The organism is Metasolibacillus fluoroglycofenilyticus, from assembly GCF_003049645.1.
In the GTDB taxonomy this organism is placed as follows: domain Bacteria; phylum Bacillota; class Bacilli; order Bacillales_A; family Planococcaceae; genus Metasolibacillus; species Metasolibacillus fluoroglycofenilyticus.
Genome location: NZ_PYWK01000005.1, coordinates 1 through 15,572, shown reverse-complemented (window position 1 = coordinate 15,572; position 15,572 = coordinate 1). Strand labels below are relative to the sequence as shown.

Below are 15,572 nucleotides of genomic sequence, written 5' to 3'. Positions count from 1 at the left end.
ATTATTCTATTATAACCGCTCTATTTTACTTATGCTATTGTTTTTTAGTGCTTGAAGTGGCGTACGCCTGTGAATACCATTGTGATGCCATATTCATTTGCCTTGTCAATTGATTCTTGGTCCTTGATTGAGCCGCCTGGTTGAATAATTGCAGTAATACCTGCTGCATGTGCCGCCTCCACTGTGTCGCCCATAGGGAAGAAGGCATCCGATGCTAAAGCTGCACCTCGTGCCTTCACACCTGCTTGCTCAAAAGCAATCTTCGCCGCGCCTACACGATTCATTTGACCAGCACCCACACCTAATGTCATTTGGCTGTCTGCAACGACAATTGCATTTGATTTCACATGCTTCACTACAGCCCAGCCTAATTTTAAGGCATTCCATTCTTCCTCAGTTGGTTTACGGTCCGTTACTACATCGATTGTTGCATCATTAAAGCCGAAACGGTCTGGCTCTTGGACAAGCAAGCCGCCCTCTACGGATACGACATTGAATTGGTCTTGCTTCGCTTGTGAGAAATCAATTGTCATTAGACGGATATTTTTCTTCGCTGTCAAAATGTTCAATGCTTGTTCTGTAAATGAAGGTGCAATAATAATTTCTAAGAAGATGCCGCCAAGCTTTTCAGCCGTTGCTACGTCCACTTCCTTGTTTAATGCAATAATGCCACCGAAAATAGACGTTGGGTCTGCTTCATATGCTTTATTGAATGCTTCTTCAATCGTTGCGCCAGTGCCGACACCGCATGGGTTCATATGTTTAACTGCGACAGCAGCAGGCATCTCGAATTCCTTCACAATTTGCAATGCCGCATTTGCATCTTGAATATTATTGTAAGAAAGCTCTTTACCGTGCAATTGTTCTGCAAATGCAATTGAAAAGTCAGAGCCTAGACGCTTTTGATAGAACGCCGCCTTTTGATGTGGGTTTTCACCATAGCGTAAATTTTGCTTCAATTCATAAGTTAAAGTTAGGCTTTCTGGGAAATCTTCCTCTGTTAAATAATTTGAAATGTATGAGTCGTATGCTGCTGTATGGCGGAATACTTTTGCTGCAAGCTTGCGGCGTGTTTCATGCGTCGTTGCCCCATTTGCCTTAAGTTCTTCCAATACTTGCGCATAATCTGCTGCATCTACAATTACCGTTACATATTGATGATTTTTCGCAGCAGAACGTAACATTGTAGGTCCACCAATATCGATATTTTCAATCGCATCATCCAATGATACATTAGGCTTTGAAATTGTTTCAACAAAAGGATATAAGTTTACACAAACAATCTCAATTGGCTCGATTCCATGCTCATTCATTTGCGCTTGGTGTGAAGCATCATCAAATTTTCCTAAAAGGCCTCCGTGAATTAACGGATTCAATGTCTTTACACGTCCATCCAAAATTTCTGGAAACTTTGTTACTTCATCGACTGCTGTTACAGGTACATGATTGTCCTGTAACATGCTTTTTGTACCACCAGTTGATAAAATTTCATAACCTAATGCAACTAATTCTTTTGCAAATTCTAAAATACCTTCTTTATTCGAAACACTAATAAGTGCACGTTTACCCACGATAAAATCCTCCAATTTATAATCAATTATACCTCGGCTAACTCTCGTCCAAATTTCCCCGAGCCGACCTGCGACATCCGTGCAAGTTTAGCCAACAAGATGTCGGCCACCCAGTCATTATGCACGAGTGATGCTTTTAGACTGAGTTCCTTTCTAGTGGCAAGTATCCTACTATAGCCGATAAAAATGTAGGGGCTACCTTGCCGCGCAGCCCCGTCTTTTATTGAAATAACTGTTGCAGTGTAGCGGTGTATAATTTGTGCTCTGCTTTATGAATTCGCTCCTCTGTTTCCTCGCGTGACTCGGCAATATCTACTGCTATCTGTGCGATGATTGGACCTGTATCCATGCCTGCATCTACAAAATGGACTGTCACACCTGTTACTTTTACGCCATGTTCAAATGCTTGTCCAATCGCATCTTTCCCCGGGAAAGATGGAAGTAAAGACGGGTGAATATTAACGATGCGGTTAGGAAACGCTGCTAATAAAGTTTCCCCAATTAAGCGCATATAGCCTGCTAAAACAACCCATTCAATCTTCTTTTCTTGTAATGCATCAATAATCGCCTGCTCATAATGGGCCTTTGAAGGAAATGTTTTCGGTGCTAGCTCTAGCACTGGGATGCCTAGCTCATTGGCACGCGTTACTACAAAGGCACCTGGTTTATCTGTTATGACTAGCTCAATTTTAGCATCTAGCTCACCGCGCTGAATGCTTTCTGCAATAGCTTGAAAATTGCTACCGCTGCCTGACGCAAATACTGCTATTTTCGTCATTACACTAAACTCCCGTCATGCTCACCGTTAAAAATCACGCCCTCACCCTTTACAACGCGACCGATTACATAGGCTTTTTCGCCATTCGCTTCAACAGCCGTAAGCACTTTGTCAGCATCTGCTGCTGGTACAGCAATAACAAAGCCAATACCCATGTTGAATACATTATATAAATCCTTATCAGCTAACTGACCTTTTTCCTTTAAAAATTCAAATACAGGCAATACTGGCCAAGAGCCTAAATCAACCTCTGTAGCTAGCCCTTCTGGCATCATACGTGGCAAGTTTTCATAGAAGCCACCACCTGTAACATGTGCACACCCATGTACATCCGCTGCTTTAATTGCTGCTAACACAGGCTTCGCATAAAGCTTTGTTGGCACAAGTAAGGCTTCACCGATAGGACCTAATGCCTCATAACCTTCTATTACTTGGTCTACTGCATAGCCATTGTCTGCAAAAACAATTTTGCGGACTAATGAATAACCATTAGAATGCACACCGCTTGAAGCTATCCCTACAAGCACATCGCCCTCAGCAATTTTTTCACCTGTAATAATAGCGCTCTTTTCACAAGCACCTACTGCAAAACCTGCTAAATCATATTCATCTTCCTCATAAAGACCTGGCATTTCTGCTGTTTCGCCACCGATTAATGCTGCGCCTGATTGCACACAACCATCTGCAACACCTTTTACGATTTGTTCAATTTTTGCTGGCTGCGCCTTGCCGACAGCTACATAGTCTAGGAAATATAATGGCTCTGCGCCTTGTGCAACGATATCGTTGACACACATAGCAACACAGTCGATACCGATTGTGTCGTGCTTATCAACCATGAAAGCTAGCTTTAGCTTCGTTCCGACCCCATCAGTACCCGAAATTAATACAGGCTCCTTCAAGTTTAATGTAGACAAATCAAACATACCGCCAAAGCCACCAAACGTGCCCATCACACCTAACCGTTTTGTACGTTCAACGTGAGATTTCATACGCTTTACAGCTTCATAGCCAGCCTCTATATTTACACCTGCTTGTTCATATGCTTTCGACATGCGAAAAGCGCCTCCTTTGTTGGATTAACCGATGATTGAAAGCTGTCTTTATATGACTTCTCAAACAGCTCCATCCGCATTTTATTGACGTATTTCCCATTCAAAAAAGGACTGACTTTGTGGTTGCCCAAATTTGAAAGGGAAATACGTATTTCTTTTTAACTTAATAATTCTTTTTCATGTGGTAAAAGTGTATCAGGGAAAATTTCAGTTGGGTATTTCCCACTAAAGCAAGCTAGACATAAACCGCCATTTTCATCTTCAAATGGGCGAGCGATAGAATCAATCATGCCCTGCGCAGATAAAAATGTTAATGAATCTGCCTCGATAGCCTGTCTAATTTCTTCCACATTATGGCTTGCTGCGATAAGCTCTTCATGTGTCGATGTGTCGATACCATAGAAGCAAGGGTCTGTCATTGGTGGTGATGAAATAACAACATGCACCTCCGCTGCTCCTGCCTCCTTCAACATTCTCACAATGCGTTTTGATGTCGTTCCACGAACAATCGAGTCGTCTACCATGACAACACGCTTGCCCTTCACTACTTGAACAACCGGTGATAATTTCATTTTTACCCCGCGCTCACGCAATTCTTGTGTTGGTTGAATAAATGTGCGTCCTACATAGCGATTTTTAATTAAACCAAGCTCATATGGAATCCCACTCTCTTCCGCAAAGCCAATCGCTGCAGAAATACTTGAATCTGGCACACCTGTCACTACATCGCCCTCAATATGAGCACATTCTCGCGCTAGCTGTTTGCCCATACGTTTACGCGCCATATGAACATTAATACCATCAATATCTGAATCCGGGCGCGCTAAATATACATACTCCATCGCACACATTGCACGACCTTGCATCTCAACGAAACGGTCAGATGTGATACCTTGGTCATTAATAATTAGTAATTCCCCCGGTTCAATTGAGCGAACAAACTCTGCACCAATTAAATCAAAGGCAGATGTTTCAGAAGCGACAACCCAACCATCTCCAAGCTTCCCTAAAGATAATGGACGCAAACCATGTGGGTCTCTTGCAACAAGCATTTCTTCCTTCGTCATAATTAACAATGAGTAAGCACCTTTTAATAGGTTCAAAGCCTCTTTTACTTTAGCGCGAAATGGAGAGAGTTTGCTTTTCTTAATTAAGTGAGCCACGACTTCTGTGTCAGAGCTAGAATGGAAAATACTTCCCTGTCTTTCTAAATATTGCTGTAAATGACTCGCATTTACTAAGTTGCCATTATGGGCAATTGCTAGACTGCCAGTAGAAGAATGAAATAATAATGGCTGTACATTTTCAATGCCGCGCGCGCCACCCGTAGCATAACGCGCATGGGCAATTGCAGCCTTACCATTTATTCTTTTTAATTTATCTTCATTGAATACTTCGCTTACTAAGCCTTCACCTTTTTGAATACGAAGTCCTTCACCATCTGTTACAACGATACCAGCACCTTCTTGCCCGCGGTGCTGTAAGGCATGTAAACCGTAATAGCTTAGGTGAGCAGGATTTGAGTTGCCCCAAATCCCGAATACACCACACTCTTCGTTTAAGCCTCTGATTTCAGCAAGCATGGAATTGCTCCTTTCCAAGCAGAACGGAACTCTTCGACTGTCCCTTCCACAAGAGTGGCTGTTTCTCCATTAATTGTAATTTTTTCATCATTTGTTACTGTACCAATTTTCTTCGCATCTGCTACTGCTGCTTCAAAGCTAGCTGCATTTTCTGCTTTTACTGTCACGATAAAACGTGATTGTGATTCAGCGAATAATACTGTTGTTGCTGAACCTTGTAATGTTATATTCACGCCAAGCCCTTGCGCGGCAAATGTTTTCTCCGCCAGTGCTACAGCTACGCCGCCTTCTGATACGTCGTGTGCTGACTGTACTAAATTGGCACGAATCGCCTCTAATAATGCCTTTTGACGGGCAGCCTCAACTTTTAAATCAATTGCTGGTGCCTTACCTGAAATCTTGCCCTCAACTAATTTTTGTAGCTCAGAGCCACCAAATTCAGTTTTCGTTTCACCTATTAAGTAAACGATATCACCCGCTTGCTTCACTTCCTGTGTTGTCACATGCGCTAAATCTTTTACTAAACCGACCATACCAATTGTTGGTGTCGGGTAAATAGCCTCACCTGAACGCTCATTATACATCGACACGTTTCCGCCGATAACAGGTGCATCTAACGCTAAACATGCTGCGGCAATACCATCTGCTGACTTTTGTAGCTGCCAAAATACTTCAGGTTTCTCTGGATTACCAAAGTTTAAGCAGTCCGTAATCGCAAGAGGCTCTCCACCAGAACATACGATGTTACGTCCAGCCTCCGCTACCGCAATTTTACCGCCTGTTTCTGGGTCTAAGTAAATATAACGAGAATTACAATCCGCTGTAATAGCTAACCCTTTATTTGTTCCGCGCACACGTACAACTGCTGCATCCGACCCCGGTCCAACAACTGTGCTAGTACGTGCCTCAGAATCAAATTGACTATATGCCCATTCCTTAGAAGCAATTGTAGGAGCTTTTAATAATTTTACTAATGTTTCTTTATAATCTGTTACAGCAGGCTCAGCATTTTCCATCGCCTGATATTGAGCAAAATACGCTGGCTCAGCATCTGGCATATAATAAACTGGCGCCTCCTCGGCAAGAATATCTGCTTGTAACTCCGCTACTACCTCGCCTTTGTGTAATAAACGCAGCATTTTATCATCTGTCACGCGTCCAATTGCCACAGCTTCTATATCATGACGCCCGAAGATTTCCTTCACTTCGTCCTCACGACCGGCTTTAACAACAAGTAGCATACGCTCCTGTGATTCTGAAAGCATCATTTCATATGCTGTCATATTTTCTTCTCGCTGAGGCACTAAATCTAAATTCATTTCAACACCAGTACCCGCTTTTGAAGCCATTTCTGCTGATGAAGAAGTAAGACCTGCTGCACCCATGTCTTGAATACCGACTAAAGCGTCAGATTTTACAGCCTCTAAGCAAGCTTCCATTAATAGCTTTTCTACGAATGGGTCACCCGCTTGTACTGGTGAGCTTTTTTCTGCTGAATCATCTGCTAATTCAGAGGAAGAAGCCGTTGCACCGTGAATACCATCACGCCCAGTTGGAGCGCCTGCATACATAATTGTGTTACCAACCCCCGCTGCTACACCGCGCTGAATATCTTTATGGTCAATTAAACCGACAACCATTGCGTTAACAAGTGGGTTACCTTCATAGCAAGGGTCAAACTGTACTTCCCCTCCTACAGTTGGCACACCAATGCTATTACCATAGCCTGCAATACCTGCTACTGCCTCTTTAAATAAGTATTTTACACGCTCTGACTGTAATTCACCGAAGCGTAAAGAATTGATTGCTGCGATTGGTCGTGCACCCATTGAGAAAACATCGCGTAAAATACCACCTACACCTGTTGCCGCTCCTTGGTAAGGTTCGATAGCAGATGGGTAGTTATGCGATTCCATTTTAAATACAGCACCTTGACCGTCACCAATATCAACAATTCCCGCTCCTTCACCAGGACCTTGTAATACTTGAGGGCCAGTTGTAGGGAATTTACGCAATACAGGTTTTGATTTTTTATAAGAACAGTGCTCAGACCACATGACAGAAAATAAACCGATTTCTGTCCAGTTTGGTTGACGACCAAGCTTTTCTACAGCTAAATCGTATTCCTCATCTGTCATACCCATGTCTGCATAAATACGCTGCTCTTTAATTTGTTCTGGAGTTGGCTCGAAATTATTTGTTGACATGTTGTTCCCTCCACTGCTTTACAATTGATTTGAATAATTTTAATCCATCTGTACCACCGATAATTTGCTCTACCGCACGCTCCGGATAAGGCATCATCCCTAGTACATTTCCTCGTTCGTTTACAATACCCGCAATGTTTGCTAAGGAGCCATCTGGATTATTACCTGAATAAGTGAAAACAATTTGATTGTTTTCTTTTAATTTCGCTAACGTTTCCTCATCACAGTAGTAATTACCATCTTCATGTGCAATTGGAATTGAAATAATTTCTTCTGCTTCGTATTCATTCGTAAATAATGTATTATTATTTTCAACCTTTAATTGAACTGTACGGCAAATAAAGTTAATTCCTTTATTGCGTAATAAAGTTCCCGGTAAAATGCCTGCCTCAGTTAAAATTTGAAACCCGTTACTTACTCCTAGCACCGGCTTACCTTGTGCTACAAATTCCTTTAAAGCCGGAATAATATTTGAATGAGCAGCTAGTGCACCTGGACGTAAGTAGTTGCCATAAGACGCACCACCCGGTATTAATAGAGCGTCGAAGCCTGCCAATGATGTTTCTTTATGAGAAACATACTCTACTTCTTCCCCCAATTGATCCTTGACCGCATGATACATGTCTAAATCACAGTTTGAACCTGGAAATACGAGTACTGCAAATTTCATAGATTAGGCCTCCTCGACTTCGTAGCGATAGTTTTCCATAATCGTATTTACTAATACCTTTTCACAAGCTTCCTTCACAATTGTGTCAATGTCACGGTTCGTATCAGCAATTGTTAGTTCTAAATATTTTCCTACACGTAAACTTTGTACTTCCTCATAGCCTATTTGCTTTAAAGTATTGCTTGCTGCAGTTCCCTGTGGCTCAATAATACTTTCCTTTAACGTTACGTAAATTTTCACTTTTTTCACTGTTGTTTCCTCCCATTTATCTTGAATATAATGATTTACCTATGCTGGCAATGCTTACTACACATCATCAGCCCAAATTTCTGCACCTTTGATTTCTTGTAAGGTTACCTCAATATCATCTGTCATAATCGTAACATGTCCCATTTTCCGATTAATCTTCGCTTCAGCCTTTCCATAAAGGTGAACAGACCAGTTTGGATATTTAGCTATTGAATTCGTTAATGGAATAATATGCTGTCCTAAAACATTAATAGAAACTGTTGGCGCCCATAGCTTCGGCTCACGCAGTGGCCAGCCACATACCGCTCGGATATGCTGTGCAAATTGAGAAATATTACACGCCTCAATTGAATAATGCCCAGAGTTATGCGGTCTTGGTGCTAGCTCGTTAATAACAAGCTCCCCATTTTCTAAAACGAACATTTCAACAGCTAATGTACCAACTAAATTTAGAGAATCTGCTATTTTTGTAGCTGCCTCTGTAGCTTTTTCATAAGTTGTTTGCGCAATACGCGCAGGGACAATTGTTTCATGTAAAATGTGATTAACGTGAATATTTTCTCCAACAGGCAAGCAACATGTTTGCCCTTGTCCATTTCGTTGCACAATTACAGAAATTTCTTTCTCAAAAGGGACAAAACCTTCTGCAATGCAAACAGAATGTTCGAATAACTCTTCTGCTAATGGTAAATCAGCCGTCGATTTTAATAGCTGCTGACCTTTCCCATCATAGCCTCCACGAGCAGTTTTCACGATACATGGAAAGCCAATTTCGTCAATTTTCGCCACGAGCTCAGCGTAGCTCTCTGCAACAACATAAGGAGCAACTGGACAGCCTGCCTCTACAATTGCTGCTTTTTCCGTTACGCGATTTTGCGTAATGCGCACAAGTTCAGCGCCTTGTGGTACATAAGCAATTTGTGTTAATCGCTTTAAACCTTCGTAATCAATATTTTCAAATTCGTAAGTGATGACATCACTTACTTCTGCTAACTCCTCAAGTGCCGCCTCGTCGTCATAAGCTGCCACAATGCGAATATCAGCAACTTGTCCACAAGGTGAATCCATCGCTGGCTCTAAAACAGCAATTTTAAAGCCTGCTTCCTTCGCCGCTAAAGCCATCATACGTCCTAATTGACCGCCACCAATAATACCGATTGTTTGCCCTGGATAAATAACTTTTGTCACTGTAATTCACCTGTGCTTTCTAGCACCTGCTCTTTAATCACTTCGCGGCGCTTTTCTAAACGCTCTGCTAGCGCTGCATCTATTATTGATAAAATTTGCGCTGCAAGTAGACCAGCATTCGTCGCCCCTGCTTTACCAATCGCCACAGTTGCAACCGGTACACCACCTGGCATCTGGACAATTGATAATAAAGAATCAAGACCATTTAATGCTTTCGACTGTACTGGCACACCAATTACTGGTAATGTTGTTTTCGCAGCTACCATTCCTGGTAAATGCGCTGCACCACCAGCACCAGCAATGATTACTTGAATCCCTCGTCCACGGGCTGCCTCTGCATATTCAAACATTAAATCTGGTGTGCGATGTGCTGACACCACCTGCTTTTCATAAGGTACTTGCAGCTCATCCAATATTTCGCATGCATGTTTCATTGTTTCCCAATCGCTAGAACTTCCCATAATAACGCCAATCTTTGGACTCATCATCTCGCACTCCTTAAATTTTAATAAAAAATCCTCGAATAGTTTGCTTTCTATGTACTAGAAAGCAAACTACTCAAGGATCGAATAATAAAAGAATCTGCTTTCTTTTTATATCATTCTAAAATTGAATAGTTGCTTCCCAACATAGTCCGGAATTTACGGTACCGGGTAGAAACACTAAAGCCATATCCTTTAGCATATATGCGGGTAAAATGTTTTCCTGTTCACATTTTAACAAGCCTTTTCTATAAAATCAACGCAAAAATGCGAACGATAAATTTTCAGAAAACATTAATGTTCGGAATTAACAACTATTCGTTTCGTAGTATACCTTTAAATTGAATTTTTTGGCGCAAATAGGTTGGTTGCCCATCCACTAAATGAAACATTGGCTCTTCTTTCCTTCCACCTATCGAATAGCCATCTCGCTCCATTCTCTCTAGGCATTGCTCAATTGTTTCACCTTCTTGCACCTCATACCAAACCTGCTTTTTTGACAATGTTGTTCATCCTTCCAATCGTCCATCTACTATATCTACTATAGCATGAATGAGCATGAAATTTTGTCAAATGTTTGTCACTTCTTTAAGTAGATGCTCTATATATGCTTTATCAATTGATTTTCCCTTTGTTTTATAGAGGGCATCTTTATAAATAACTGTCTCCTCATCATGAATTGCTAGCTGCTGTGCTATCCCTTTGTCCGTATAAATTGTGATACTGTAATGATACCCTTTTAAATCTTTGGCAGACTGCTCTTTTTGAATTGTAATATCAGTTAAATTCAAAAGGATTTGTGAAATTTGCGCCGCATTCGTTACTTCCGTTTTTTCACCAGTAAATCCATTCGTTATTTCGATTTTCAATACTTCCTTTTCTTCAACTTTTAACAACTTCTGTGGAATATAAGAAACACCCATCATAACAGTAACTACACATATAAGTAGTATACAGCTCGCTACTATTTTTCTTTTCACTTTCAGCGCCTCCTTTTCCTATTTGACGCGCAATATTAAATTTCGTTTCAAATGGAAATACTTTAAGGAACTTATCCATACGAATAACGTCTATATGATTCATTAAAGAAAATGGAGATTTACTATGCAAAAAAGAACAAAACCTAAAATGAAAACTTGGAAAAAGGTTGTATTATTTTTAATGGCCTTTTTAATAACTGGAGCAGCTTGCTACGGGGCATTCACATATTTCTCCTTCCAAAAAGCTGTTGAAAAAATGCAAGCACAGGAGCATCCTAATAATAATGAAGCAATTATTTCAGATAAGCTCCCACATATCGACCCTTTTTCCGTTTTATTGTTAGGAATTGATGAACGAGAGTATGATGTCGGGCGAAGTGATACGATGATTGTCGTCACAGTAAATCCAGAGCAAAAAACTGTTAAAATGCTAAGCATACCACGTGATGCACGCGTTGAAATTATTGGCAACAACACGGTCGAAAAAATTAATCATGCCTACGCACGCGGTGGCATACCAATGTCAATTGCTACAGTAGAAAACATTTTAAATATACCGATTGATTATTATGTCGCCGTTAATATGGAAGGCTTTTTACAAATTATTGACGTATTAGGTGGAGTCACAGTTAATAATGATTTGGATTTATCTCATCGTCAATACAGCTTCCCGAAAGGTGAAGTAACATTGGATGGCGAGGAAGCACTTATCTTCACTCGCATCCGCTATGAGGACCCACGTGGTGATTTTGGCAGACAATTACGCCAAAAACAATTAATTCAGGCGATTGCTGAAAAAGCAGCAAGCCCTTCTACTTTATTTAAGTTAAATGATATTTTTGATGTACTAGGCGATAATGTACAAATGAATTTTCCAATGAATAATTTATACCAATTGCAGAAACTTTATGCCAATTTAAACAAAGACATCGATCAGCTACAATTTGAAAAAGGAGACGGCCAGCGCATCGATACGCTTTGGTACTATATATTTGATGAGCAGGAGTTAATAGATATAAGCAGTAGCCTACAGCAGCATTTAGAGATTGAATAATTATAAACAAACCCGAACAATTTGATTTGTTCGGGTTTTTGCGAAGAAAGAAATAATATTGCTGAAATTTTACCTTAATTAATTTTTTAAATATTATACATAAAAATAATATACGGAATAGTTAAGTTGATTTCCAAATCCATCTAGCCTCAACATTACCAAAGACCCGTATTATATTAATTAATAATACCCAATGAAATTTCCAAATAAATTTGGTCTAGTTCATCAAAAGTTGCATAAGCATATAAATGAGATTGATTTATTATATGTTTGGGGTGAATGTTAAGATGGATATGAATAAACCGTCGTCTGGAAATAATAAACCCGTTAATGAAAATAGTAAAAACATACAATTGGAGCAGTTTCGTATAAAAAATACAGGAAAGCCTATGACGACAAATGAAGGGCTGAAAGTATCTAATGATGAACAAATTTTAACAGCCGGTGAACGCGGACCTTCATTGCAGGAGGACTTCCATTATTTCGAAAAAATGACTCATTTCGTTCGCGAAAGAATACCTGAAAGGGTTGTTCACGCAAGAGGATATGGGGCACATGGTGAATTTGAATGTTATCAATCAATGAAGCCATTTACAAAAGCAGGATTTTTGCAGGAACCTGGAAAGAAAACACCTCTTTTTGTTCGTTTTTCGACGGTACAAGGTGGTAGAGGCTCGAAGGACACTGCAAGGGATTTACGATGTTTAGGTGTTAAGTTTTATACAGAAGAGGGAGTTTATGATTTAACTACAATTGCCATGCCTATACTCATAAACACTGATCCGATGAAGTTTCCAGACGTTATACATGCATACAAACCCGAACCGCGAAGTGACATCCCAACAGCTGCCGGTGCACACGATAATTTTTGGGATTATGTAGCTAATAACCCGGAGGCACTTCACATGACTTTATGGGTTATGTCACCTAGGGGGATTTTAAGAAGTTATCGAATGATGGAATCTTGGTCAATTAATACGTATCTATTTGTCAACGAACAGGGATTAAAGACCTTTGTAAGATTTGTTTGGAAGCCTGTGCTTGGCGTTCACTCACTGCTTATGGATGAAGCTCAGAAAATTGGGGGTATCGACCCAGATTTCCATCGCCGTGACCTGAGGGAGGCCATTAATCGTGGTGCTTATCCCGAATATGAATTGGGTGTTCAAATGATTGCACCAGAGGATGAGTTTAAGTACGATTTTGATATTTTAGATCCTTCCAAGTTCTGGCCAGAGGAGCTTATTCCTGTACATCTTATCGGGAAAATGACTTTAAATAAAAATGTAGATAATTTTTTTGCAGAGGTGGAACAAGTAGCATTTAATCCTGCAAATGTAGTACCTGGAATTGATTTTTCTAATGACCCCGTTTTGCAAGGAAGATTAATTGCTTATCAAAGTGCCCAATATCATCGACTTGGGGGAGCGAATTTTCAGGATCTCCCTATAAATCGTTCATTATGCCCGTTTCATAATAATCAACGAGATGGTTATATGAGGTATCGTATTGATGTGGATCAAGTGAATTACCACAGAAACTCAATAGCAAATAACACGCCATACACAACTCCCCCTAAAGATGGCGGCTATGCCCATTACCCAGAAAAAGTAGAAGGACACGTCACACGCCAGCGCAGTGAGTCGTTTTTTGATTTCTTTACACAGCCGAGAATATTCTGGAATAGTTTGACCTCCATTGAAAAACAACATACTATAGATGGATTAAGTTACCAAGTTGGTAGCGTTATCAGAGCATCCGTTCGTCAGCAAGTTGTTGATTTGCTTGTCAATGTTGATCAAGAAATGGCTTATATTGTTGCAGATAATGTTGGTGTAAATCGTCCAAGCGGAACCCAAGTGCCAGTTTCAACCAGTTATCCCTCCCTAAGTCAGAGTAATACACCTAAATATGCCTATACACAAAAAGTAGGAGTTTTAATTGGTAATGGATTTAATGGCCAAGAGGTAACAATCGTGCTCAATTTCCTACAAAATAATGGTGTTTTCTTTGATATTATAAGTGAGCAGCTTGGTACAGTTACTGGAAATGATGGAACAAAAATTAAAGTGAATAAAACATTTCTCACATCTAGCCCATATTTAGTCGATTCAATTTATATCGTCGGTGGGAACTCCGAATATCAAGTAAAGTTCATGCGTGACGTTTCTGATTTTGTTCAAGAAGCATATAAACACTATAAACCAATTGGTGTTGCCACGACTGGGCAAACTTTTATACAAACATCGAAAAATAATAATTTAGCTGGAGTAGTATTTGCCGCAAATAATCCAAATTTCGAAAGGGAGTTTGTCACTGCTATCGCCCACCAGCGCTTCTGGAATAGGACATAATGACCTTATATCAATAGAGAGGCTGTTATTAGATATAACAGAGAAGACGTCTTAAAAGCAGTGTATTACCTGCTTTTGGGACGCTTTCAGCAAAGGGGAAACTATATTTTTGAAAATAATATAAATATTTGGTTTAGCTACTTCTTTTGAATTTAATATAGAATAAGCATAAAGTTAATTTTCAATGCACTGAGGAGAAATTCAACTTTTGAGACACTCCTGTTTTTAAAGATAGCTTGGTTATAGCTTAATAATTATTATTACAGTAATTGGCTCTTTTACAAATCCAGCATACTTCAAAGGCTAATTGAGAAATTCTCTTTATTATAGAGTATTTCATATATGAAGAATATATTATTAATGTATTTTAAGATTCTATCAATAAGTTTTGTTTTTTTATCAATGCATTTTTATGTGCTATCAGCAAGTAGCTAAAAATAGGTCACTATTTAGCAATCGCTTGATAATAGACAGTAAAAGCAGATATTTTAAGTTTATAGATAAGCACGATAGTTAGTTATTCCATGTTTTTCGAAGTTTATTCCATGTTTTTCGAAGTTTATTCCATGTTTTTCGAAGTTTATTCCATGTTTTTCGAAGTTTATTCCACGTTTTTCGAAGTTTATTCCATGTTTCCTAAAATTTATTCCATGTTCGCTCTTTTTCTTCCTAAAGACTTCCTCTTTTCCATACAAAAATTTACTAAGTTATCAGTGGTTTGTCTTGTGAAGCAATGTCCTACTCTCACAGGGGGCATCCCCAAGCACTTTAACGCAGCACAGCTGAGCCGCGGATTCCTTCGTTGTCCGCGTCGCTTGCGGTGCTCATGTGCGATGCACATTCCGCTCCGCGCTCCTTGGCGCCTCGGACTCCTTGCTCTTCTGCACTGCTTCAGATTATATTCGATTAAAAGTGTTTGCAATTGTTTTCCATATAAAAAAACCACTGATTCCTCAGTGGTTTTGATTGCGAAGCAATGTCCTACTCTCACAGGGGCACCCCCAACTACCATCGGCACTTCAACGCAGCACAGCTGAGCCGCGGATTCCTTCGTTGCCCACGTCGCTTGCGGTGCTCATGTGCGATGCACATTCCGCTCCGCGCTCCTTGGCGCCTCGGACTCCTTGCTCTTCTGCACTGCTTCAGCTTGTATTCGATTAAAAGTGTTTGCAATTGTTTGCCTCCGATTACGCGCCGAGCTGACCTTCGGTCTTTGGTAGTTGGGGGCTTCTTTTCCATACAAAAAAACCACTGATTCCTCAGTGGTTTTGATTGCGAAGCAATGTCCTACTCTCACAGGGGGAAGCCCCCAACTACCATCGGCGCTAAAGAGCTTAACTTCCGTGTTCGGTATGGGAACGGGTGTGACCTCTTTGCCATCATTACTTCACTTGCACATGG

13 protein-coding genes, 1 rRNA gene and 1 riboswitch are annotated in these 15,572 nt (G+C 40.3%); of the genes, 2 read left to right on the top strand and 12 right to left on the bottom strand.

What is annotated here, in order from left to right; translation table 11 throughout:
* Window positions 1–44: 44 nt before the first annotated feature.
* The 11 genes from purH to C9J36_RS14680 all read right to left on the bottom strand — a co-directional run bounded on the left by purH (window position 45) and on the right by C9J36_RS14680 (window position 10,763).
* Window positions 45–1,571, bottom strand: a complete 1,527-nt coding sequence (purH, locus tag C9J36_RS14730) for a bifunctional phosphoribosylaminoimidazolecarboxamide formyltransferase/IMP cyclohydrolase (RefSeq protein ID WP_107943588.1) — start codon at window positions 1,569–1,571, stop codon at window positions 45–47.
* Between the two features lie 220 nt (window positions 1,572–1,791).
* Window positions 1,792–2,349 carry a phosphoribosylglycinamide formyltransferase gene (gene purN / locus C9J36_RS14725; protein WP_107943587.1) on the bottom strand — a complete coding sequence of 186 codons (558 nt, stop codon included), beginning with the start codon at window positions 2,347–2,349 and terminating at the stop codon, window positions 1,792–1,794.
* Entirely contained in the window at window positions 2,349–3,404 is a 1,056-nt protein-coding gene (gene purM, locus C9J36_RS14720) for a phosphoribosylformylglycinamidine cyclo-ligase (protein WP_066164554.1), read from the bottom strand. Before purM ends, purN begins: the two co-directional genes overlap by 1 nt.
* A gap of 158 nt (window positions 3,405–3,562) precedes the next feature.
* Window positions 3,563–4,987 (bottom strand): amidophosphoribosyltransferase, encoded by a 1,425-nt coding sequence (gene purF, locus C9J36_RS14715; protein WP_066164946.1) that lies wholly within the window; start codon window positions 4,985–4,987, stop codon window positions 3,563–3,565.
* Window positions 4,963–7,194, bottom strand: coding sequence for a phosphoribosylformylglycinamidine synthase subunit PurL (gene purL, locus C9J36_RS14710; RefSeq protein ID WP_107943586.1), 2,232 nt, complete (start codon window positions 7,192–7,194; stop codon window positions 4,963–4,965). The genes purF and purL overlap by 25 nt, the downstream gene beginning before the upstream one ends.
* Window positions 7,181–7,864, bottom strand: a complete 684-nt coding sequence (gene purQ, locus C9J36_RS14705; RefSeq protein ID WP_066164547.1) for a phosphoribosylformylglycinamidine synthase subunit PurQ — start codon at window positions 7,862–7,864, stop codon at window positions 7,181–7,183. Before purQ ends, purL begins: the two co-directional genes overlap by 14 nt.
* A gap of 3 nt (window positions 7,865–7,867) precedes the next feature.
* Window positions 7,868–8,113 (bottom strand): phosphoribosylformylglycinamidine synthase subunit PurS, encoded by a 246-nt coding sequence (gene purS / locus C9J36_RS14700; protein WP_066164545.1) that lies wholly within the window; start codon window positions 8,111–8,113, stop codon window positions 7,868–7,870.
* A 57-nt stretch (window positions 8,114–8,170) separates the two neighbouring features.
* Window positions 8,171–9,301 carry a 5-(carboxyamino)imidazole ribonucleotide synthase gene (purK, locus tag C9J36_RS14695; RefSeq protein WP_066164542.1) on the bottom strand — a complete coding sequence of 377 codons (1,131 nt, stop codon included), beginning with the start codon at window positions 9,299–9,301 and terminating at the stop codon, window positions 8,171–8,173.
* Complete coding sequence (purE, locus tag C9J36_RS14690; RefSeq protein ID WP_066164539.1) at window positions 9,298–9,786, bottom strand: 5-(carboxyamino)imidazole ribonucleotide mutase; 489 nt, start codon at window positions 9,784–9,786, stop codon at window positions 9,298–9,300. The genes purK and purE overlap by 4 nt, the downstream gene beginning before the upstream one ends.
* A 125-nt stretch (window positions 9,787–9,911) precedes the next feature.
* A riboswitch (purine riboswitch) is annotated at window positions 9,912–10,011 on the bottom strand.
* Window positions 10,012–10,097: 86 nt separating this feature from the next.
* Window positions 10,098–10,286 carry an NETI motif-containing protein gene (locus tag C9J36_RS14685; RefSeq protein ID WP_066164536.1) on the bottom strand — a complete coding sequence of 63 codons (189 nt, stop codon included), beginning with the start codon at window positions 10,284–10,286 and terminating at the stop codon, window positions 10,098–10,100.
* Between the two features lie 66 nt (window positions 10,287–10,352).
* The gene (locus C9J36_RS14680; protein WP_066164534.1) at window positions 10,353–10,763 is read right to left on the bottom strand and encodes a hypothetical protein; all 411 of its coding nucleotides are present in this window, start codon (window positions 10,761–10,763) and stop codon (window positions 10,353–10,355) included.
* Between the two features lie 124 nt (window positions 10,764–10,887).
* Between C9J36_RS14680 and C9J36_RS14675 the strand changes: the two genes are divergently transcribed.
* Entirely contained in the window at window positions 10,888–11,817 is a 930-nt protein-coding gene (locus C9J36_RS14675; RefSeq protein WP_107943585.1) for an LCP family glycopolymer transferase, read from the top strand.
* 293 nt (window positions 11,818–12,110) lie between these two features.
* Window positions 12,111–14,171 carry a catalase gene (locus C9J36_RS14670; protein ID WP_430010643.1) on the top strand — a complete coding sequence of 687 codons (2,061 nt, stop codon included), beginning with the start codon at window positions 12,111–12,113 and terminating at the stop codon, window positions 14,169–14,171.
* Window positions 14,172–15,445: 1,274 nt separating this feature from the next.
* Here C9J36_RS14670 and rrf read toward each other — a convergent pair.
* A 5S ribosomal RNA gene (rrf, locus tag C9J36_RS14665) occupies window positions 15,446–15,561 on the bottom strand.
* Window positions 15,562–15,572 lie beyond the last annotated feature (11 nt).